Source organism: Hyphomonas jannaschiana VP2 (assembly GCF_000685215.1).
GTDB lineage: Bacteria > Pseudomonadota > Alphaproteobacteria > Caulobacterales > Hyphomonadaceae > Hyphomonas > Hyphomonas jannaschiana.
The window spans coordinates 315,045-334,725 of the sequence record NZ_ARYJ01000002.1 but is presented as its reverse complement, the minus strand read 5'-3'; the positions used below and the strand labels follow the sequence as shown (position 1 = coordinate 334,725).

The following is a 19,681-nucleotide window of genomic DNA, read 5'->3' as shown; positions in this document are numbered from 1 at the left end:
GGCAAAGACCGCCCGGCTCGCTGCACCTGTGAGGAGTGAAAAGGCACCATGAGACGTTTTCTGGCCTGTACCGGTGTCAGTCTCGCCACCTTCTGTCTTGCTGCACTGCCCGCGGCGGCGATTCCCGTCGACCCGCAGGGACTGATCCGGCCGGAACTGCTGGGCGAGGCCCTGGCTTCCCTGAAAGCGCATAGCGACACCGCAGACCAGACCCACCTCGTCGTCGTGGACTATGCCCGCCGCTCTGACGAGAAGCGCGCATATCTGGTCAATCTGGAGACCGGCCTTGTCGAAGCCGCTTTCCGCGCAGCCCATGGATCCGGCTCCGACCCGGACCATGACGGCTTCCTCGACCAGTTCTCCGACGTGCCCGGCTCCTCGGCGAGTCCGGAAGGCGCCTACCTGCTGGCTGAGCAATATGTCGGCAAGCATGGCAAGTCTCTCCGTCTCGACGGCCTCGACCCGACGAATGCCAATGCCCGCGCCCGGACCATTGTCATCCACGCTGCCGACTATGCCGAGCCCTCCTTCCTGCAGAAATGGGGCAAGCTCGGCCGCTCGAATGGCTGCATCGTCTTCTCGAAGAAAGACCTGGCCACCTTCCTGAAAGACGTGCCCCGCCGCACGCTGATCTACGTCGGCAAGTGACACGCCTTCTGACAATTTCTTGTCAGCCCCTCAAAACCCCTTAATGTAAACCTCGGCCATATGGATGAGGGGGACAGTTCATGCGCTTGAAGCTGCCTGATTTCCTGTCCGGAATCCGCAGGAAACCGGTCGCTGACGGCCCGCCCTCAAATCCCGAGGCCGCCCCATGATCCTCCGCCGTCTCACCACCGCGCTCCGCAAGCAGGACTGGTTCACCGTCGTCATCGAGACGCTGATTGTTGTCTTCGGCGTGTTCATCGGTCTGCAGGTCAACAACTGGAACGCGGCGCGGGTTGAGCGAAACAGCGAGCAGGTCCTGCTCTTGCGCCTGCAGGAGGAGACCCGCTCACTTCTGGACACACAGAAAAAAGAGCTCGCCGCACATAGCCCTCGCATTGGGCTGGCCACAGACGCTAATTCCGTCATGTTCTCGCTCGCGCCGTCACGGCCACTCACCAATGAAGAGTGCTGGGCTCTGCTCGTCTCTCACTGGATGCCCTCGCCCACCGAAGCATTGTCGAGCCTTGATGAACTTCTTGCCTCCGGCCGGTTTGACCTCATTTCTAACCCTTCCGTGAAGGCGGCCCTCCGCGACTATGCTGTTGTGCAGGAACGTTCCCGTGCTGCGCGGGCAGAAGCGGTCAGCGAACTCTTCCGGCTTCACACCCGGTATCCGGACGCCATCTGGCTCGAAGTGGGGCGTGCTGAAGATGCAGGCTACGTTTCTCCAAGTGCGGGCCGTGACGACAAAGGCCTGGTGTGGCGATATAGTTGTGACATCGACCAGATACGCGGGAATAAAGGCCTCCTCAGCGAGTACAGCGACAACATCGCACGCTTGGAGTCATTCCTCGACCGGTACGAAGACCGCATTGCGGTCCTGACCGTGCTGGATACTGAGCTGGCCAAGGAACTGGGCGCGTCAGGCTCACGCCGCGAGAGCGATGCCGCGCCATGACCCTCCGCCGCATTACAAATGCTTTCCCGTCATTCCCTGAAAGCCGGGCAGCTGGCCTGATCACGGAACTGGAGCCACAATGACCCTTGAGCAGATTGCCTATATCGCCCAGATCGCCGGTGTGGTCGTCGTTGCTGCCACCCTGATCTTCCTGACCATACAGGTCCGTCAGGGTACCGTGCTGTTGCGCTCGGAGTCACGGCAGACGCAGCTCGCGAACGACCAGACCGGCGTCTACAAATTCGTCGAGTTTCCGGAACTCGGCAGGATCATGTCACAAGTCGAAACGCCGAGTTTCGAAGAGAAAACCAAGGCGATCTTCTGGATGATCGGCCAGATGCGCGCACGCGAGTACGAATGGCTGCAATACAAATCCGGCGCCATGGACAAGGAGTCCTGGGAAACCTATCGCGGCGTGATCTTTTTCGTGCTCGGCACCGAGCGCGGGCGCGCGCTCTGGGGCATCACCTCCGGGTATTTCAATGCCGGGTTCACTGCGATGGTTGAAGAAATGATCCGCGATGTTCCTCCCATCGAGTACTGGGACGATCTGCAAGCGATCAAGTAAGCGGCGTTGTCGACGCGACCTTCAGATTAAACTTCCGCCACGATTGAGATTCCTGCGACGGGAAGCGCAGCGTACCGCGTTAGACCGGTAAGCGGTTCGCCGCAACCGGTCCCGTTCGCTGTAGATTCCTCCCTGAAACGATGCAGCGAACTGCCCGCCATACTGTCTCGCCTCCCTCCCCCCTGACCCAGCAGACAGTATGGCGGGCACCTCTGTTTCAGAGCCTTTTCCGCCCCGGATTCCTTACCGGAATTTCACCTCTCACGAACGCGTGAGGGTCATGGACACCGGCCCCTGTCACCCCATATCAGTGTCACGAGAGAGGTCCCGTTCGAAGCGTTTCTTCCCCCCTGGAAACCGAACGGCGAACCGCCCGCCATGTCATCCTGTCCCCCCCCCCCCCCGCGATAGATGACATGGCGGGTTTTCTCTCCCAGCCGGACAAATCTGGATAAACCAGCGCGCAGCCGCGTCATCGGTATGAGTTCCGTTCGCGCCGGCCCCCTGAAAAGCCAATCGCGAACCGCCCGCCGCGTCGACCTACCCCTGTTCCGGCCCGGCGGGCGTCCCTGTTTCAGCGCCGCTGAACTTTTTTGGATAAAGCCGGGGATCGGTACGTCTGGTCTGTGAAGCCCGCACTTTGGGCCTCTTCGCTGTGGATACCATTTCCCCATTCTCCCACCGCACTTGGGGACAGCGAAATACCCGCCATGCCTGGTCCTGCCCCCCGGACTGTCTGGCATGGCGGGCCCCTTTCCCCGGCCAGCTTTTCGGGGAGCCGTAACCTGCACTTGCTTTCACCTCCGGCCCGGTTACACACCCGCGCATGCTCACCATTACCAATCTCGATTTTCAGGTCGAAGCCCGGCCCCTGTTCGAATCTGCCTCGGCGCAGATCTCTGCCGGCTGGAAAGTGGGCCTTGTCGGCCGCAACGGTACCGGCAAGTCGACGCTGCTGCGCCTGATCCGGGAGGATGTGGAGCACCCGACCAATGATGCCGCGATCCGCCTGAACACCGGCGCGCGCCTCGGCTGGGTCGCGCAGGAAGTCGCCCCGACGGATGAGACTGTGCTGGACGTCGTGCTCGCCGCTGACACAGAGCGCCACGCCCTCATGCAGGAAGCCGAGACCGCGACGGATCCGAACCGGATCGGCGAGATCCATGAACGCCTGATGGACATTGATGCCTGGTCTGCAGAGGCGCGCGCCGCCGAAGTGCTGCACGGGCTTGGTTTTTCGGATGAAGACCTTGGCCGCGCCACGAAGGAATTCTCCGGCGGCTGGCGCATGCGCGCGGCCATCGCAGGCGTCCTGTTCTCGCAGCCGGATTTCCTGCTGCTGGACGAGCCGACCAACTATCTGGACCTCGAAGGCGCGGCCTGGCTGGAGACCTATATCCGGAAATATCCGTACACGGTCCTGATCGTCAGCCACGACCGCGAAATGCTGAACCGCTGCGTCACGCACACAATGGCACTGGAACACCGCAAACTCTCCATCACGCCCGGCGGTTATGATGACTGGCTGAAACTGCGCGCGGCGAAGCTCGCCCAGCTGGAATCCCAGCAGGCGAAGCAAGCCAAGGAACGCGCCCACCTGCAAAGCTTCGTCGACCGGTTCCGTGCCAAGGCCTCCAAGGCCAGGCAGGCCCAGTCGCGCATCAAAATGCTGGAGAAGATGCAGGACATCTCCATCCCCGTCGCCGACCGCACGACGCCATTCCACTTCCCGCCGCCCGCAGACAAGCTGGCCCCGCCCATGCTGGAGCTTAAGGATGCCGAACTTGGCTATGGCGAAGGCGCGCGCATCCTGTCCAAGGTAAATTTGCGCCTCGACCCGGACGACCGCATTGCCATTGTCGGCGCCAATGGGCAGGGCAAGACGACGCTGGTGAAATCCATCGCCGAACGCCTGCCGCTTATGGCCGGCAAACGCGTGACACCCAAGGCTGTCCGCATTGGCTATTTTTCGCAAGACCAGCTGGACGAACTCTCCGAAGGCGACAGCGTTCTCGACCATGTCCGACGCCTCCTCCCGCCAGATACGCCGCCCGCGAAAGTGCGTGCCGTGGCTGCTGGCATGGGGTTCTCAGCCGAGAAGGTCGAGACGAAAGTCGAGAAGCTTTCGGGCGGCGAGAAAGTGCGCCTGCTGCTGGGGCTCATGTCCCACTCTGCGCCGCACATCCTGATCCTCGACGAGCCGACCTCTCACCTCGACATCGACAGCCGCGAGGCGCTGATCTACGCGCTGAACGACTTCCCCGGCGCCGTCCTGCTGATCACCCACGATGTCTACCTCGCCGAAGCGACGGCAGATCGCCTGTGGCTGGTCAAGGATGGCCGGGCGACGACCTATGATGGCGACCTCGAAGACTACCGCGCCCTCGTCATGAAGGCCGACCGCGCCGAGGCGAAAGAGGCAAAGTCAAAAGAGACAAAGCCGAAACAGGATGCGCCCAAACCCGCAGCCTCACCGGAAGACAAGAAGCGCCTTTCCGCCCTGAAAAAGAAGGCGCGGGAAGCTGAAGAGCGGATGGAAAAGGCGAACGCCGCCATTGCAAAGATCGACGCGAAACTGGCCGAAGGCACACCCCCGCCGGACGAACTGGACAAGCTTCTGAAGTCGCGCGCCACCCACGCCGAAACCGCTGAAGAGGCCGAACACGCCTGGCTCGAAGCCGCCGAAGCACTGGAAGCCAACGCCTAGGCCTGTCACAAAACCGGATGCTGTCTCGTCATGTCCCTGAAACAGGAGACATGACATGTGGAGACCGATCCTTTTCCTCGTTGCCGCCGCGCATTTCGCCAATGCGCTGACGATGTGGTTTGCGCCACATTTTTGGTACGAAACCGTGCCGGGCGTGGCGATGATGGGGCCGTTCAATCTGCACTTCGTGCGGGACATCGCCCTCGCATTCGGCATGAGCGCCGGGGCGCTCGCCTATGGTGCGCTGGCGCATGACCGGACCGCTACCGTCTGCGGCGCGGCGTGGCCAGCCCTGCACGCCCTCTTCCACATCTGGATCTGGTTCGCGCGCGGCTTGCCGTTCGATCAGATCGCCTTCGTGAACCTCGCCGGCATCCAGATCCCGGCCTGGCTCGCCCTCACCGCCGCCCTCAGTTTTACCCGCAAGGAGATCAGAGCATGATCCGCAAATTCCTGCAAAGCACAGCCCGCAAGATGGGCCGGCACTACAATTACGATGTCAGCTATATGCACGGCCTGATCGACATCAGCCCAGCGGCGGCCATCGGGCTCGCCCGCCTGCCGAAATTCTACAAGTATCGCGGCCCGGCCGCCGGACAAGCCGCCTGGACCGGCGCCCTGCTCGCTTCCACACTGGAAGGCGATTGCGGCCCGTGCGCCCAGCTCGTTGTAGACATGGCCCTTGAAGGCGGGGCCGATCCGGCCTGCCTTCAGGCCTGTGCCGAAGGCCGGCCGCAGGAGGCCGGCGCGATCGGGCTCGGCTTCCGCTTTGCCATGATGGCGATCACGGGCGACCCGCGCGCCGATGACCTGCGCCGCGAAATCGAGAGCGAGTTCGGGAAGAAAGCCGCCGTCTCCTGTGCTTTCGCCGCAGCCTCCGGACGGATCTATCCCGTCCTGAAGCGCGGGCTCGGTCATGGGCAGGCCTGCCAGAGGCTGGACTTTGGCGGCAAGGTCGTGAAGCTGGCCGCATGACTGCCGACACCGCCCTGTTCGAAGCCGAGCGCCCGGCCCTGACAGCCTTGTGTTATCGCATGCTGGGCGAGCGGGCGGGCGCCGAGGACGCTGTGCAGGATACATGGCTGCGCTGGGAACGGGCAGACCATGCGGCCATCGAGAACCCCAGCGCGTGGCTGCGCCGCACCGCCACCCGGATTGCCATCGATGCGCTGCGCTCTGCCCGCGCCCGGCGGGAGACCTATCCCGGCCCCTGGCTGCCGGAGCCGCTGGTGGAGAGCGAGAGCCTAGGCATCGAAGCGCGCTTCGAACTTGCCCAGGAGTGCGAGCTGGCCCTGCTCTGGGCGATGGAGCGCCTGTCACCAACGGAACGAGCGGCCTTCATCCTGCGGGAGGCCTTCGATGCCGGCTATGACGAAATCGCCGCCATCACCGGCAAGTCCGAAGCCGCCTGCCGCCAACTGGTCAGCCGGGCCCACCGGCGCCTGCAGGAAAGCGGCCCACGCTTCGACGCGCCACCTGAAGACGTCGCGGACCTGCTGCAACGTTTCATGGCCGCCGCCAGCGCGCTCGACCATGATGCCGCGCTCAGCCTGTTTGCCCCGGACGCCGTCGCCTTTACCGATGGCGGCAAGAAAGTCCGCGCAGCGCTCCGCCCACTGATCGGGCCTCAAGACATCACCCATGTCCTGATGGCGGTGATGGCAAAAGCCATGCAGGACAAGGCGCAATGGTCCGTAGAGCCCGGCCTCGCCAATGGCGGGCCTGCCATCGTGCGCCGGCTGGAGGGAAAAGTGGACCTGATCCTGACGCTCGCCCCCTCGGCAGACGGCCGCATTGCCTGGCTCTACGCCATGCGCAATCCGGACAAACTGCCGGCCTGACTGTCTGCTCTGTCCGTTCAGCGAGCGCCGCTTCTGGCCCCCGCCCGCACGCACCAGAGAAGGCCGCTCGTAATCACAATGACAAACAGGATGACCAGGAGGGAACCTTCCGGACCGGCCTCGCCGCCGGTCCACAACACGTTTCCTCTGATCTCGCTGTGCAACGGAGCAGCGGCGCGCCACTGCTGTTGTCCGGTCAGCGGCAGCCCCGTCAGGATGATGGTGAAGTTCCACAGGGCATGATTGGCGGTGGCGGCCCACAGATTGCGGGTTACGGCATAAACCAGACTCCACATCAGCCCCAGCAGGACAACCGAGACAAAGGCGGCCCAACCACCCCAGTGAAAGTTGAACAGATGCAGTGCAGAAAACAACAGGCTCGGCGCCAGCAGCGCACTCCACAGGCCAAGTTGGCGCTCAATGATCCCGAAAATCACGGCCCTGAATACGACTTCCTCAAGCAGGGCGGCAGCAAGGATCAGGAGCGCGATGCCTGCCAGCCCGCCGTCACCGCCTGTACCGGTCAGGACAAATGCGCCGAAGACGTACAATGCAAACATCGGCACAGCGATGCTGGCACTTCCGGCCAGCCCGCTAAGGCCGATCGTTGCGGGCCGGAACGACAATTCCGCCGCTGCGCGTTTTTCCACAAGACGGACATACATCCAGTATCCGGCCACAATGCCGGTCATCATGCCAACCCGCCGCAGCACCACAACGGCTGGGTCACTCAGGTTCAGCAGTGCTTCCATGCCCGGAACCAGAACCAGCCGCACGATCGCGGCGGGTATGGCAATCATGATAAAGGCCAGCAGGATCCGGCCGCCTGCAGCCAATGCAGGTGAAAGAAATCGCATCATATTACGGGGCTCACGTTAAATCCGGTCCGCAAGGGGCTTCGTGTCCAGCAAACGACTGGCGTTGGTAATTTCAGTGTCCAGATCCATTCCAAGTTCCGAGAACAAGCTGGAATAGGCGTCCTGAAGGCGCGGCAGGAAGGTTTGCAGAATTTTCGCCTGCTCTACGCCATCCGGCGTCAGACTGACGATCTGCCGTCGGCCATCTTCCGGGTCCGGATTGGTTTCGGCCATGCCGTGCTTCAGCAGCCAGGCCAGCCGTTGCGTGGTCAGTTGATGCGAATAGCGCAGGCGGTCTGCGATATCGGCCTTTGAACGCGGCCCTTCGGAATACAGAAGCTGAACGATTCCGGTCGTCTTGCCAGGAATGAGCAGGCCGCATTTTGCCATCGCCGCATCCAGCTGTTCGCTCAGCCGGTCGTGCAATTGCTTCACACGCAAGGCGAAGGCGGCACGGGTTTCAAGAAATTGAGAGTCAGTCATTCGAGATTTCCTACAACATATTGTGCAATATGTTGTATAATTGGAGGCACGTCAATTTCGCGGCTGCGGATGCAATGAAAATGGAAAAGCTGCCGGCTTAGTCCGCCAGCATCCGGTCGCAGAATGCCTGGTGCGATGCGCGGATTTCCTCCAGCGCATGGTGGATGATCTGCCGGTCCGGATCGAACATCAGTTCCAGCGTCATGCCGCGCAGCGACAGGATCAGCATGCGCGCATGCACCACCAGCGCCTCCGGGTCGTTCACCCCGGCGTCTTCTCCGCGCCGGCGCGTTTCGGCGTCCAGCTCGATCTCGATTTCCTTGGTGACCCGGCCAAGCATGGCCGCCAGTTCCGTGTCCCAGCGCGCCGCCAGCAGCACTTCCGTCACCGCCGCTGACACCGGCAGGCATTGCGTCTCCCAATAGAGGTCGCACAGGCGGCGAAGACGCTCGACGGGGTCTGAAATCCGGGCAAACCGGGCGCTTGTGTCCGCCATCATGCCGCGCATCGCGGCTTCGATCGTGGCGGTCATCAGGTCCAGCCGGGTCGGAAACTGGTTCAGCACCGAGCCGCGGCTGATGCCGGCCTTCGCCATGACGGCCTCGATGGAGGTGCCTGCATAGCCGCGTTCATTGAGGCAATCGATGCAGGCGTCGATCAGCTGCCGGCGGGTTTCCTCTCCGCGGCGGGTTCGCCTGCGCCCTGAACGCTCCTTGATTTCGGTCATCCCGCCCGCCGCTTCCTGCCCTGAGGGCGCCGATAATGGCCAGCGGCCCGCCCGCGTCAACCGCGCCAGACCAATATTAGTCAATATTGACTATTTGTTTTTTGGCGCTAGCGTGTCCGGTGCAGGAAGACATGGGGCAAAAGCCTGGCGCCTGCAAATACGGCCGCCCTGCTGTGGCCAATGGGAGGAATCAAAGACATGAGCGACGCAGACGTCACCGAAAAACCGGCCACCGCCGCCGGGTACCAGATTTTCCGCACATCCGAGGCCGCCTCGCTGGACGAGACCGCACATATGGAAGTTGCGGACATGACGCCGGACCTTGAGGCCGGCATTGGCGCCGCGCTTGAAGCCGGTTTCGCCGAAGGTAATGTGGTCAAGACGCTCTTCTCCCAGCCGGGCTTCAGCCTGACCTATGCCTGGTTCAAGAGCGGCTTCCCGCTCCCTCTTCATACACACAATTCCGATTGTCTCTATTATATCGTCGCAGGCAGCCTCCAACTGGGCACCGATACGCTGGGCCCAGGCGACGGTTTCTTCCTGGGTGCGGGCAAGGCCTACCGCTACACGCCCGGCCCCGACGGCGTGGAAGTGCTTGAATTCCGCACCCAGGAAGACTTCGACATCAAGTTCCTCGCGAAGACGCTGCCAGCCTGGCAGAAAATTTCGGGGGTTATCTCCGAGCGCCGCTCCGCCTGGGCAGACGAGCAACCTCCCAGCTCAGTCCTGTCCTGATGGAGCGGCCAACGGATGACAAAACGATTTGAAGACAAGGTCGCCGTCATCACTGGTGCAGCCTCTGGCATCGGTGCGGCAACCGCACGATTGATGGCCGGTGAAGGCGCCAGGGTCGTGCTTGCCGACATCTCCGAAAACGCGGCAAATGCCCTTGCCGCGGCGCTCGCTCCGGATGCCATGGCGGTGACCTGCGATGTCTCGAAAGAGACCGACGTGGCAGCCCTCATCAAGGCCGCGACAGACGCACACGGACGGATCGACATCCTGTTCAACAATGCCGGTATTGGCAGTTTCGGCAACACGGTGGAGCTGCCGCCGGACCAGTGGGAACAGGTGATCGCGGTAGACCTGCACAGCGTCTATTACGCCTGCCACCACGCCATCCCTCACATGCCGCACGGCAGCGCGATCGTGAACACAGCATCCATTTCAGGGCTGGGTGGGGACTATCGCTTTGCGGCCTATAATGCCGCCAAGGGCGCCGTGATCAATTACACAAAGGCGCTGGCGATTGACCATGCCCGCGACGGCATCCGCGTGAACGCCCTCTGCCCCGGTCTGGTCGAAACGCCGATCACCGCCGGCATGAATCAGATGCCCGGCCTGCCGGAGGAATGGCACAAGCGCATCCCCATGGGCCGCGGCGCCCAGCCGGAGGAGATGGCCAACGTGGTCGCCTTCCTCGCCTCGGACGCGGCCTCCTACATGACCGGCTCCATCGTGGTCGCCGATGGCGGCACAACGGCGCATACCGGCCAGCCGGAAGTTGCCCTGTTTGCCGGTATGCCGGGGGCCTGAATGCGCGCGCTTACCCTGCAAGGCAAGACGTTCCGAATCGCGGACCTGCCCGACCCGTCGCCGGCCGCCGGGCAGCTTCTGGTCCAGCCCCTGTTCAACGGCATCTGCGGCAGTGATCTCAGCCTGCGCAAGCAGATGGCGGAGCTGGCAGATGTCACCCCGCCCGAGGCGCAGCACCAGCTGCCCATGATCGTGCCCGGCCATGAATTCTCGGCAAAAATTGTCGGCATTGCTCCGGGTACGGATACGATGCTGAAAGTGGGTGATCGGGTGACGGGCCTGCCCTTCACGCACAGCCATGACGGGCCGGCCTGTATCGGCCTCTCCCCCTTCCACAGCGGCGGCCTCGCCACCCTCTCATGCATCGATGCCGAGCGCACCTTCCGCGTGCCGGATGGTATTCCGGACGATCTTGCCGCGCTGACCGAACCGCTCTCGGTCGGCCTGCATGCGGTGAACCTCGCGAACCGGAACGACGGGCCCAACATGGTGATCGGCTGCGGCCCGGTCGGGTTCGCCGTTATCCTGGCGCTGAAGATCGCCGGTCGGGGGCCAATCCTCGCCGCAGACTTCTCAGCCGAACGCCGCGCCGTCGCCGCGCGCCTCGGAGCTGACGTCGTGCTCGATCCGGCCACCGACAGCCCGTATGAACGCTGGGGCGACCTCGGCCATGAACCGGCGGTCATGTCCCCCCTTCTGGAACGGGATTTCCGTGGCCAGCCACCGGGTCTCAACATTTTCGAATGCACCGGCGCGGCGGGCGTCCTCGCCCAGATCGTGAAGTCTGCGCCGGCGCATGCCCATGTCATCATTGTCGGCGTCTGCCCGCATGAAGAGACGATCACGCCGCTGGAGGGGATCACGCGGGAACTGACGCTGGAGTTCAGCTTCGCCTACCGGCCGGAAGAGTTCGGCACGGCGCTGAACCTCATCGAAGCCCATACCGACAAGGCCGCCCGGCTGATCACAAGCCACCAGCCGCTGGCCAGCACCGAAGCCGCCTTCGACGCGCTCGCCAGGGATCCACACGAAATCAAGATCCTGATCGACCCGCACGCCTGACGCAGGCGCCTGTCACCAAAATTTCACCAAAAAAGCGAGTTTCCCACGACGGATTCCCGGCGCTCACGCGTTTCAGGAACAGGACGCAACGGCGCGTCCTGCGTTTTGCCCGCCGCATTTCCCAAATCGACCCGGCGGCGGGCAAACCGCCATTCCTGGACTGCACATCCCCGGATTGGCGGAGCGTTTACGGTCTCTATTCCCCGGTCAATGCACTGAGATCGACGCCATATTCGGCCATGCCGCCGAAAACATTGGCCATCGTCCGGTCTGCATCCTGCGCGGCCGCGCCCTGGCGCAGACCATCCAGCGCCGCCCGGTCCAGCCATGTGCCGCGATAGACGAGCCCGGCAGGCTCCGCTGCGCAGGCAATGTCCGCCAGCGGGTCGCAGGGCAACAGGACGAGATCCGCCGCGCAGCCTGCCTCGACGCATCCATCCTGTCCGGCCGTGCCCAGTACAGCCGACGGCGTGTACGTTGCCGACCGCAAAACGTCATAGGGCGACAGGCCCGCTGCGGTCAGCAGGGCCAGTTCCTCCCCCAGCGACTTGCCGGGAATGTTCGTGAAGATGCCCGCATCCGTGCCCGCCAGTAGCGTGACGCCTTCCTCCTGGAAAATCTTTGCCACACGGGCGTAGAAGGCCGCATCTTCCGCGACAGGCGCCGGATCCTGCGCGGCCCAGAAGTCGAAATTGCCGCCCTCGGTCTGCTGCTCCACCACATTTAACAACTCCGTTCCCGGACGGGTCGCCGCCGTGCCGTCCGTCTCGGCCACCAGCAGCAGGTTCCGGTGCGCCAGCAAGGTCGCCGTCACCGGCACGCCTTCGGCGGCGATCTTGCGGGCAAGCTCACGCGCTGCCGCTTCATCATGGCGATTGCGCAGGCCGTGCCAGACCACGGATTCAATATGTTCGATCGTCTCGAAATGGTCGGCCAGAACCTCTTCGAAGCTGATATTGAAGGGCTTGTCCTGCGGCATGCCCTCTTCGCGCACGCCTTCCGGCGTGTGGCCGGCGACCGGCATGCCCCGCGCCGCGGCTTCTTCGATGATCGCCTCATAGGCCGGGCGGGTGAGGTTGGAATAGACCTTGATCCGGTCAAACCCCGCCTCGGCCTGCCACGCGACGGCGGCACGTCCCTCGTCTGCGGTTTCGACCATCTGGTGATTGATCTGGGCATTCGGGCCGGGAGTGTTGAGGATCGGCCCCGTCGTGATGAGATGCGGCCCCATAACCTCACCCGCCTCGATCCGCTCTGCCAGCGGCAAGTGGAAGGAGAGACCGGACATGTTGCGCACCCGCGTCACGCCCCAGGAGAGGTAAGCCCCCAGCTCCGCCTCGTCCCAGATATGGACGTGCATGTCGGTGAGCCCCGGCACCATGGTCTGCCCTGTGCCGTCCACCGTTTCCGGCGCGGAGAGGCCATCAGCCGTCTCGCGCACGGCAAGGATCTTCCCGTCCTTCACCAACACGTAGGCATGCTCGAGGATCGCAGGCGTCTCCCCCTCAAAGCCAATCGTGCGCACATCGCGGATCAGCAGGTCCCCGCTGAGCGGTTCGGGCGCCGGATCGGTTGCGCAAGCAACCAGGGATGCAAGCGTGGCAACACCAAGTGCCGCGCTGGTCAGTTTCAGAGTATCTTTCATCATGCCAACTGCACTACGCGCGACTAGTCATAGAAGCAAAGCTCTTTCCCATTGCCCTGGTCGTAACAGCGCGGACCGTAAGACGGCGGGCGATAGGCTGGCGGCTTGCGTTTGGTCAGCTCCACCTGCCGCGCATAAGCATCGGAGGCCTTTTGTTCCTGTGCGCGCTGGGCGTCAAAGGCATTTTGCGCCCACGGCATGACCAGGTTGCATTCCGGACTATTGTTCCCGAAACGGCTGCAGATGTCATAGGCATCGCTGGAGCGCGGCAGGCGCTTCCAGCGCCGCCAGTAGGTGCTGAGGTACGTTCCGCCCAGCGTGCGCGCGGCGGTGTAGAAGTCGTCGCCATAAGGCACATCGGTGCCGCTCATGGCCAGGATCGCATCGGCGCTGGCCTTCAGTGTCGCGCGGGATTCCGCCTCATACCGGGCCTGCAGCACGTCCCATGGCGTCTCCAGGTATTCGCGATAGGCCTTGTTGCTTTCCCACCATTCGCGGGCTGTCGCCAGGATCAGAGGACGCTCCATGGCCATGGGATTGTCCGGGTGCGTTGATTTCCGGTCCCGAGCCTCATAGGCCGCCCACAATTCCTCCGGGCCGATGTCCATGCCGACATCATACCAGTCGGTCACGCCCGCGGAGCGGTTCATCGGATCCTTGAAATAGCGCGCCGCGATCCGCAGCGGCGGCTCTGGCACATCGCGGCGGTCTGCACCTGCGAACAGGCCGTAATACTCGTCCTCGTCCATCGTGCCGATCCAGATATCGGCGAAAGGCGGATAGTTCTTGCGGCCGAGAATATAGTCCATGACGCTTGCCGGCAGCAGCTCTTGAGGCTTGCCGCGCATCAGGTCCCCGTCTACCGCGCCGCCGATCAGGCGATACCAGCGCCCATCCGCTGCCTCGTACACAACCAGCCAGCCGCGCACGCCTTCGATCTCGGGCAGGTACAGCGGTACCATGCCGAGTATGTTGGGATGGCCGAACGGCGTCACCTCGCCATCCTCATGACGCATCGGCAGGTAGATGCTCTCACCTGACAATATGCCGTGCCCGGACGTCATCGCCGCCACCTTCTGCACGGGCACCTGCTTGTAGTCACTACGATTGTTGCGGCTCCAGTCGTCGGTCAGCGCATAGCCGACAGGCAGCGTCTCGAAATACGGCCCGACTTCTTCCATTTCCAGCGTCAGAGAGTTGACGACCACGGACAGGCCCGTGCCGTCCTCGCCTTTCACCGGAAAGGCAATCTTGCCATTGCCATAGTGGTAGAAATCGTAATCCCCGCTGCCTTCGTTCACGACGCCGGTGATGCGGTGCACCTCTTTGCCCATATTATCCATCACGACCAGCGTCTTGCCCCGTGCATCCGTCGCCGTCTTGTCATGGAACATCAGCGTGAAGGGGGTTTCAGGCGTGCGGCCATAAATGAAGTAGAATTCGTAGTGCTTGAACGGCAGCCTGAAAAGGCGCGGCTGCTCCGGGTCGAGGGTCACAAAATAATATCGGTAATCCAGCGCCATCACGAGGGCCACCTTGTCACTGATGGGCAGCACCTGGATGTATTCCGCCGGCAACAGGATCGTGCCGTCTTCGGCCGCCAGGCCCTGCAGCACGACCTGTTTGGATATCCAGTTATAGTCGTTGCCCTTGCTCTGGCCACCATAGTCTTGCGCGTATCTTGTGAAGTCCTCACGCGGAAGATTGTACCGGTCCAGAATGGCGCCCATCTGCTCGCCGTCCAATTGCGAGACCGACCACAGCCGCACCGGCATGGTGCCCGTATCGGTACGCACATAGCGGATGTCTTTCGAAAGACAGTTGAACCCTTTCGGTGCGTCCTCAACACATCTGCCCCGGCTGATATCAGCCAGAAGGCTGCCCGCGTCAGAATATGATTTCCATGCATGGGCATGCAGCGAAATACAAAAGGCCGAAATGGCCAGAACCATCAGTCTGAACAAATCAAATACTCCAATCCCAAGGCCATCCCCTTCGGCCCGTCGTCTTTAATTGTAGAAACACGTCTCCGTCTTTGCGCCCGTCTGGTAGCAGCGCGGCTCCGACATGGGCGGTCGGTATTCCGGCTTGTAGCCCTGGTTGAATTGCTTCTGGCTGTAGCGGTCCGCGTCCCGCCTGGCCGCTTCGCGCTGGCCTTGAGAGATATTGTCCGCCCACGCATAGACGAGGCTGCACTCCATGCTGGACGAGCCGAACCGGCGGCAAATGTCATAGGCATCGGCCGACCGCGGCAGCTGGTGATACTTGTTCCAATAGGCCTGCAGGTATTTCCCGCCCTTGGTGCGTGCGATGTAATAGAAGTCGCCATTGAAATCGATGCCGTAGCCGCCTGAAATCGCGCTGTCTGCTGCCGCCAGCAGCGTGCGTTCCTGCTCGGCCTGCGCCCGCGCCACCTGCACCTCCCAAGGCGTCTCGATATATTCGCGATAGGCGGCCTTCGCCTGCCATTCCTTCTTCATCTCCGCGATGAGTTCCGGCGTCGCCAGCGCCTGAGGATTGTCGGGGTGCGAGGCCCGCATGGAGCGCGTGTCGTAGATCTTTTGGAAATTCTCCGCGCTCGGTTCGCTACCGATCAGGTACCAGTCCGTGACGCCGCCCGCCGACAGTTGCCGCGGGCTCTCGAAGAAACGTGCCGCAACGCGATAGCTTGGCGGCGGGATATCCTTCGGGTTTGCGTTCGCAAACAGGGCCTTGTGCGTCTCGTCCGAGATCGTGCCGATCCAGATATCGGCCAGCGGCAGGTATTCGTTCGGTTCCCACAGATACACCCGGACGGACGAGGGGGTGAGTTCATCCCACCGGCCCAACTTGTCCGCATGATATTCATCCGTTTTCGGCGCATGCATGATCAGCTTGTACCACTGGTCCGTCGCATTGGCGTACACCATCAGCCAGCCGCGTATACCGTCGATCTGGCCCGGCAGGCGCAACGGCACCATGCCCCGCGTCGCTTTCGGGTCCGTAAGCGGGTGCGGCTCCGCATTCCCTACATCGATGGGTTCGAATATGTCCGTTGACAGAAGCCCCTTGCCGGACGGCATCTCGCCAATCTTCTGGAAGGGGTAGTATTTTTTGTCGTACTTGTTGTCGTCCCATTTCTCCGTCAGCGCATAGCCGACGTCGAGAATGTCGAAGACCGGCCCCATCTTCTCCAGCTCCAGCGTGATCATATTGAAGATGACCGAAAACTCACTGGCGTCCACGCGCACGGGAAAGCCAATATAGCCGGCATAGAACGTGAAGTAGTCATCCGTGCCGTGCGTATTCGGAATGACGCCGCTGACCGTGTAGGCCGCCTCCCCGTCGCCATCGAGGATCGTGTAGGACCGCAGGTCTTCCTTCGTCTCCCCATACTGGCGCAGCATGACCATGAATGGCCGCTTGGGCTCGTTACCGGAGAACCATTGCAGATCGTCCCAGGGATGGGTCAGCTCCGTCAGCGTCGTCTCACCCGGGCCGAGCGTCGCAAAGTACCAGTTATTTTTCACCGTCCGCACCAGCGCCACGCGGTCGCTGAGCGGCAGGACGCGCGTAAACTCCGCCGGCAGCAGCACCGTCTTCCCGTCCAGCGCCGTCAGGCCCTGCAGTGTCATTGCACGCTTGTAATAGTCCTTGTCGCCGGCATTGACGAACCACTCATGGTACTTGCCTTCAATCATGCCATATTTGCGCATGAGGGCGTCAAACTGGTCCTGCGGCAGGTTCCGGCGCAGCAAAAGCCGCACCGGCACAGTGCCGGTCTCGGTGCCCGTATTGGTGCGCACATAGCGGCCGGTCTTCGTCACGCACTCGTCGGACGGCGTCTCGTTCAGGCAATCGCTGGTCTGCCGCGCATCGCCAACGGTAATGTCCTTCCAGGCATGCGCCTTCAGCGGCAGGGACAGCGAAACACAAAGGGCCATTATGGCCAGTATGAACCAGCGCAGCAAAGCAATCTCCCCCACCCGGACATGAAGCAGACAAGTCTTCGCCCTGCGCCCGGTAATATCGGCTCAATATTATCCTTGCCGAATCCTACCGGCGGGGGACTGCCATAGCCATCCCCTGAACGGATGAGTGCCTCAGCCGCGCTCCAGTGCGCGCCAGCCGATGTCGCGGCGGCAGAAGCCTTCCGGCCAGTCGATGATGTCGACACCGGCATAGGCGCGGTCGATCGCCTCGCGCAGCGTGCTTCCGCTGGCGGTGACGTTCAGCACGCGTCCGCCATTGGCAGTCAGCATGCCCAGATCGTTACGGTCGGTTCCCGCGTGGAAGACGTGCACGCCCGGCAGATCGTTCGCCTTGCCGACATGTTTGATCACCGAGCCCTTCTCGACAGACCCCGGATAGCCCGTCATGGCCATCACGACCGTCGCGGTCGGCTCGAACTGGTCCAGCTCCAGAAGCGCTTCGAAGGCCGCTTCATTGCCCTTCAGGCCGCCGGTCGCCGAGGCGAGCAGCGCCGGGACGATGTCGCCCTTCAGGCCCTTCATCAGCACCTGGCATTCCGGATCGCCGAAGCGGGCGTTGAACTCCACCACTTTCGGGCCGTCTTCGGTCACCATGATGCCGATATAGAGCACGCCCTGATACGGCATCCCGTCCTTGGCCATGCCCTTCAGCATCGGTTCGGCGATCTCGGCCTTCACGCAGGCCATGATCTCGTCCGTCACCACCGGGGCTGGCGCATAAGCGCCCATGCCGCCCGTGTTCGGGCCGGTATCGCCGTCGCCGACGCGCTTGTGGTCCTGCGCGGCGGGCAGGTAGATCGCGCCCTCGCCGTCTGTGATCACGAAGACGCTGGCTTCCTCGCCATGCATGAACTCCTCGATCACCAGAGTGGCGGAGGCCTCCCCGAATTGCCCACCCAGCATTTCGTCCACGGCGGCGTCCGCATCGTCCAGCGTTTCGGCGATCACAACGCCCTTGCCGCCGGCCAGCCCGTCGGCCTTCAGCACATAAGGTGCCTGCATTTTGCGCAAAAAGGCTTTTGCCAGCCCAGCTTCCGTGAATTCGCCATAAGCGGCCGTCGGCACGCCATAAGCTGTCATCCGGCCCTTGGAAAAAGATTTTGAGGCTTCGAGCTGCGCCGCGTCCCGGCCTGGCCCGAAGACATCGAAACCGCGCGCCCTCAGCAGGTCAGCCAGACCCGCCGCCAGCGGTGCCTCCGGACCGATCACAACCAGGTCCGGCTCAATCTGAAGTGTAAGTTTTTCAAGGTTCTCGATGTCCGTCGCGCCGACATCGAAGCACGGGCCGACTTCATCCATACCGGGGTTTCCCGGCGTCGAATGCACCACGTCCACAAGCGGCGACTGGGCCATTTTCCAGGCCAGCGCATGCTCGCGGCCGCCCGATCCGATGAGAAGAATATTCATGCGGCGCTTGATGCGCGGCTCTGCGTCTGAGATCAAGTAGGTATGAGCGGACTAAAAGACATGAGCGGACTGTGGAGCGGCGAGTACCGCTATGACACCGACGGCACCTGTGTCGCCTTCACAGCCATGCTCACCGAAATCGACGGCAGACTGTGCGGCACGACGCTGGAACCGGTGACCTTCGGCCCCATGCTGGGATGCGAACCGGAATATGATGCGACCGTCCGGGGCGACCGGTGCGGCCAGCACGTCCTGCTCTCGAAACGTTATGTGCCCGAAACCGGCATCATCCAGCCGGACCTGATCTATTGCGGCTCGGTCGACGCCTCTTTCAGCCTGTTCACCGGGCGCTGGTCGTTCTCTGAGGATGCGCGGATCTCAGGCACCTTCTCGCTCAGCCGCGTGGCGACGCGCACCGGCGCATCCCTCGCCGTGCAGCTCGCCGCAGGCGCCTAGGCCGCTTTCCAGCGCCGCCGCTGCTGACGCCGCACGACCGGGTCGCGCCGCGTACGGATACCGCCTGCATGGCGGATCACCGCCTCCAGACGCCGCCAGAAGCGGGCGCGCTCCAGCACCGGGTTAACCCAGTCCGTCAGCGTGCAGAAATTCACATTCTTGAGGTGCCGGTGATGGGCGGCATGGTGCAGCGGGGACTGGATCAGGCCGATGCGCTGCAGCGCCCGCACAGGGCCCGGCAGGCTGCGCGCTTTCGCATGCGCAGCGGCGTGGATTTCATTCGACAGGAAGATGCCCGCCGCGAATGGCAGGGCAAAAGCCAGCGGCGCCCCGGCCAACAGGAGGGCCATCAGCACGACCAGCGCCAGGCCGATCATCCGCGCGCTGCGTGCCAATACGGGCTTGTCCAGAAAGCCCATCGGTTTGCGGTGATGGCGGATCGTGTCACGCACAATGCCGCCCACCAGCGGCCAGCGCGGCGAGCCATACCGGTCCTGCGCCCAGTGGATCACACCGCTGCCAAGGTCTGCGAGCAGCCAGCCGGCCAGCGCCTGCCCCGCAATCAGTGCGCCGGTGCCGAGCAATCCGAGCGTTGCCACCGCGCCCGGCTGCACCGCCGCCAGCGTCCCGTCGACGGCCTGCATGATCGCCTGCACCACGCCGCTGGGCTCCAGGATTTCAAATGCTGCTTCAAACGCCATGGGAGTCCTCCACCACCATTTAGTTAGTAATCGCTCACTTATATTGTGGGTGTTGCAAGGGTCAAGCCTGTTTTCAATTCCCGAACGAAATTTGCCAGGCATTTTGCTGGAGAG

The 19,681-nt window shown here is 62.8% G+C and carries 19 protein-coding genes; 11 read left to right on the top strand and 8 right to left on the bottom strand.

From position 1 onward, the window contains the following. Nucleotides 1-48: 48 nt before the first annotated feature. From HJA_RS04360 to sigJ, 7 genes are all read left to right on the top strand, one after another. The gene (locus HJA_RS04360) at nucleotides 49-648 is read left to right on the top strand and encodes a murein L,D-transpeptidase catalytic domain-containing protein (RefSeq protein ID WP_051597353.1); all 600 of its coding nucleotides are present in this window, start codon (nucleotides 49-51) and stop codon (nucleotides 646-648) included. Between the two features lie 166 nt (nucleotides 649-814). Further along, complete coding sequence (locus tag HJA_RS04355; RefSeq protein ID WP_035578620.1) at nucleotides 815-1,606, top strand: hypothetical protein; 792 nt, start codon at nucleotides 815-817, stop codon at nucleotides 1,604-1,606. Between the two features lie 79 nt (nucleotides 1,607-1,685). Next, nucleotides 1,686-2,174 (top strand): hypothetical protein, encoded by a 489-nt coding sequence (locus tag HJA_RS04350; protein ID WP_035578618.1) that lies wholly within the window; start codon nucleotides 1,686-1,688, stop codon nucleotides 2,172-2,174. 826 nt (nucleotides 2,175-3,000) lie between these two features. Beyond that, nucleotides 3,001-4,881 (top strand): ABC-F family ATP-binding cassette domain-containing protein, encoded by a 1,881-nt coding sequence (locus HJA_RS04345; RefSeq protein ID WP_035578616.1) that lies wholly within the window; start codon nucleotides 3,001-3,003, stop codon nucleotides 4,879-4,881. 55 nt (nucleotides 4,882-4,936) lie between these two features. Next, on the top strand, nucleotides 4,937-5,323 hold the full coding sequence (locus tag HJA_RS04340; RefSeq protein WP_155839861.1) for a hypothetical protein: 387 nt from the start codon (nucleotides 4,937-4,939) through the stop codon (nucleotides 5,321-5,323). Next, nucleotides 5,320-5,856, top strand: a complete 537-nt coding sequence (locus HJA_RS04335) for a hypothetical protein (RefSeq protein ID WP_206741667.1) — start codon at nucleotides 5,320-5,322, stop codon at nucleotides 5,854-5,856. The genes HJA_RS04340 and HJA_RS04335 overlap by 4 nt, the downstream gene beginning before the upstream one ends. Beyond that, entirely contained in the window at nucleotides 5,853-6,722 is an 870-nt protein-coding gene (sigJ, locus tag HJA_RS04330) for an RNA polymerase sigma factor SigJ (protein ID WP_035578614.1), read from the top strand. The genes HJA_RS04335 and sigJ overlap by 4 nt, the downstream gene beginning before the upstream one ends. Nucleotides 6,723-6,739: 17 nt before the next feature. Here the strand turns inward: sigJ and HJA_RS04325 are convergent, their stop codons facing one another. From HJA_RS04325 to HJA_RS17865, 3 genes are all read right to left on the bottom strand, one after another. Beyond that, a complete protein-coding gene (locus tag HJA_RS04325) occupies nucleotides 6,740-7,582 on the bottom strand; it encodes a CPBP family intramembrane glutamic endopeptidase (protein WP_081814519.1) in 843 nt (280 codons plus the stop codon). 15 nt (nucleotides 7,583-7,597) lie between these two features. Continuing rightward, nucleotides 7,598-8,062, bottom strand: coding sequence for a MarR family winged helix-turn-helix transcriptional regulator (locus HJA_RS17870; protein WP_051597351.1), 465 nt, complete (start codon nucleotides 8,060-8,062; stop codon nucleotides 7,598-7,600). Nucleotides 8,063-8,159: 97 nt separating this feature from the next. Continuing rightward, nucleotides 8,160-8,789 carry a TetR/AcrR family transcriptional regulator gene (locus HJA_RS17865; protein ID WP_051597350.1) on the bottom strand — a complete coding sequence of 210 codons (630 nt, stop codon included), beginning with the start codon at nucleotides 8,787-8,789 and terminating at the stop codon, nucleotides 8,160-8,162. Between the two features lie 198 nt (nucleotides 8,790-8,987). Here HJA_RS17865 and HJA_RS04310 point away from each other — a divergent pair, with 198 nt between their 5' ends. From HJA_RS04310 to HJA_RS04300, 3 genes are read left to right on the top strand one after another with little or no spacing between them, the layout of a single operon-like run. Further along, entirely contained in the window at nucleotides 8,988-9,524 is a 537-nt protein-coding gene (locus HJA_RS04310; protein ID WP_035578612.1) for a cupin domain-containing protein, read from the top strand. Nucleotides 9,525-9,539: 15 nt separating this feature from the next. After that, the gene (gene budC, locus HJA_RS04305; protein WP_035578610.1) at nucleotides 9,540-10,325 is read left to right on the top strand and encodes a meso-2,3-butanediol dehydrogenase; all 786 of its coding nucleotides are present in this window, start codon (nucleotides 9,540-9,542) and stop codon (nucleotides 10,323-10,325) included. Further along, a complete protein-coding gene (locus tag HJA_RS04300) occupies nucleotides 10,326-11,387 on the top strand; it encodes a zinc-binding dehydrogenase (protein WP_051597349.1) in 1,062 nt (353 codons plus the stop codon). A 196-nt stretch (nucleotides 11,388-11,583) separates the two neighbouring features. Here HJA_RS04300 and HJA_RS04295 read toward each other — a convergent pair whose 3' ends face one another. From HJA_RS04295 to purD, 4 genes are all read right to left on the bottom strand, one after another. Continuing rightward, entirely contained in the window at nucleotides 11,584-13,035 is a 1,452-nt protein-coding gene (locus HJA_RS04295; protein WP_035578608.1) for an amidohydrolase family protein, read from the bottom strand. Between the two features lie 20 nt (nucleotides 13,036-13,055). After that, on the bottom strand, nucleotides 13,056-14,996 hold the full coding sequence (locus tag HJA_RS04290; protein ID WP_155839860.1) for a hypothetical protein: 1,941 nt from the start codon (nucleotides 14,994-14,996) through the stop codon (nucleotides 13,056-13,058). A gap of 45 nt (nucleotides 14,997-15,041) precedes the next feature. Then, the gene (locus tag HJA_RS04285) at nucleotides 15,042-16,982 is read right to left on the bottom strand and encodes a hypothetical protein (RefSeq protein WP_155839859.1); all 1,941 of its coding nucleotides are present in this window, start codon (nucleotides 16,980-16,982) and stop codon (nucleotides 15,042-15,044) included. 132 nt (nucleotides 16,983-17,114) lie between these two features. After that, nucleotides 17,115-18,410, bottom strand: coding sequence for a phosphoribosylamine--glycine ligase (gene purD, locus HJA_RS04280; protein WP_035578603.1), 1,296 nt, complete (start codon nucleotides 18,408-18,410; stop codon nucleotides 17,115-17,117). 60 nt (nucleotides 18,411-18,470) lie between these two features. Between purD and HJA_RS04275 the strand changes: the two genes are divergently transcribed. Continuing rightward, complete coding sequence (locus HJA_RS04275; protein WP_035578601.1) at nucleotides 18,471-18,866, top strand: hypothetical protein; 396 nt, start codon at nucleotides 18,471-18,473, stop codon at nucleotides 18,864-18,866. On the opposite strand, the gene HJA_RS04270 is transcribed toward HJA_RS04275, so the two are convergent. Then, entirely contained in the window at nucleotides 18,863-19,567 is a 705-nt protein-coding gene (locus tag HJA_RS04270) for a fatty acid desaturase CarF family protein (RefSeq protein ID WP_035578599.1), read from the bottom strand. The genes HJA_RS04275 and HJA_RS04270 overlap by 4 nt on opposite strands. Nucleotides 19,568-19,681 lie beyond the last annotated feature (114 nt).

Excerpts from the sequence above, each read along its gene's own strand:
- sigJ (WP_035578614.1), top strand. The coding sequence starts at position 5,853 with ATGACTGCCGACACCGCCCTGTTCGAAGCCGAGCGCCCGGCCCTGACA.
- budC (WP_035578610.1), top strand. The coding sequence starts at position 9,540 with ATGACAAAACGATTTGAAGACAAGGTCGCCGTCATCACTGGTGCAGCC.
- HJA_RS04310 (WP_035578612.1), top strand. The coding sequence starts at position 8,988 with ATGAGCGACGCAGACGTCACCGAAAAACCGGCCACCGCCGCCGGGTAC.
- HJA_RS04335 (WP_206741667.1), top strand. The coding sequence starts at position 5,320 with ATGATCCGCAAATTCCTGCAAAGCACAGCCCGCAAGATGGGCCGGCAC.
- HJA_RS17870 (WP_051597351.1), bottom strand. The coding sequence starts at position 8,062 with ATGACTGACTCTCAATTTCTTGAAACCCGTGCCGCCTTCGCCTTGCGT.
- HJA_RS04270 (WP_035578599.1), bottom strand. The coding sequence starts at position 19,567 with ATGGCGTTTGAAGCAGCATTTGAAATCCTGGAGCCCAGCGGCGTGGTG.
- HJA_RS04325 (WP_081814519.1), bottom strand. The coding sequence starts at position 7,582 with ATGATGCGATTTCTTTCACCTGCATTGGCTGCAGGCGGCCGGATCCTG.
- HJA_RS04275 (WP_035578601.1), top strand. The coding sequence starts at position 18,471 with ATGAGCGGACTGTGGAGCGGCGAGTACCGCTATGACACCGACGGCACC.
- HJA_RS04345 (WP_035578616.1), top strand. The coding sequence starts at position 3,001 with ATGCTCACCATTACCAATCTCGATTTTCAGGTCGAAGCCCGGCCCCTG.
- purD (WP_035578603.1), bottom strand. The coding sequence starts at position 18,410 with ATGAATATTCTTCTCATCGGATCGGGCGGCCGCGAGCATGCGCTGGCC.
- HJA_RS04340 (WP_155839861.1), top strand. The coding sequence starts at position 4,937 with ATGTGGAGACCGATCCTTTTCCTCGTTGCCGCCGCGCATTTCGCCAAT.
- HJA_RS17865 (WP_051597350.1), bottom strand. The coding sequence starts at position 8,789 with ATGACCGAAATCAAGGAGCGTTCAGGGCGCAGGCGAACCCGCCGCGGA.
- HJA_RS04295 (WP_035578608.1), bottom strand. The coding sequence starts at position 13,035 with ATGATGAAAGATACTCTGAAACTGACCAGCGCGGCACTTGGTGTTGCC.
- HJA_RS04300 (WP_051597349.1), top strand. The coding sequence starts at position 10,326 with ATGCGCGCGCTTACCCTGCAAGGCAAGACGTTCCGAATCGCGGACCTG.
- HJA_RS04360 (WP_051597353.1), top strand. The coding sequence starts at position 49 with ATGAGACGTTTTCTGGCCTGTACCGGTGTCAGTCTCGCCACCTTCTGT.
- HJA_RS04350 (WP_035578618.1), top strand. The coding sequence starts at position 1,686 with ATGACCCTTGAGCAGATTGCCTATATCGCCCAGATCGCCGGTGTGGTC.
- HJA_RS04355 (WP_035578620.1), top strand. The coding sequence starts at position 815 with ATGATCCTCCGCCGTCTCACCACCGCGCTCCGCAAGCAGGACTGGTTC.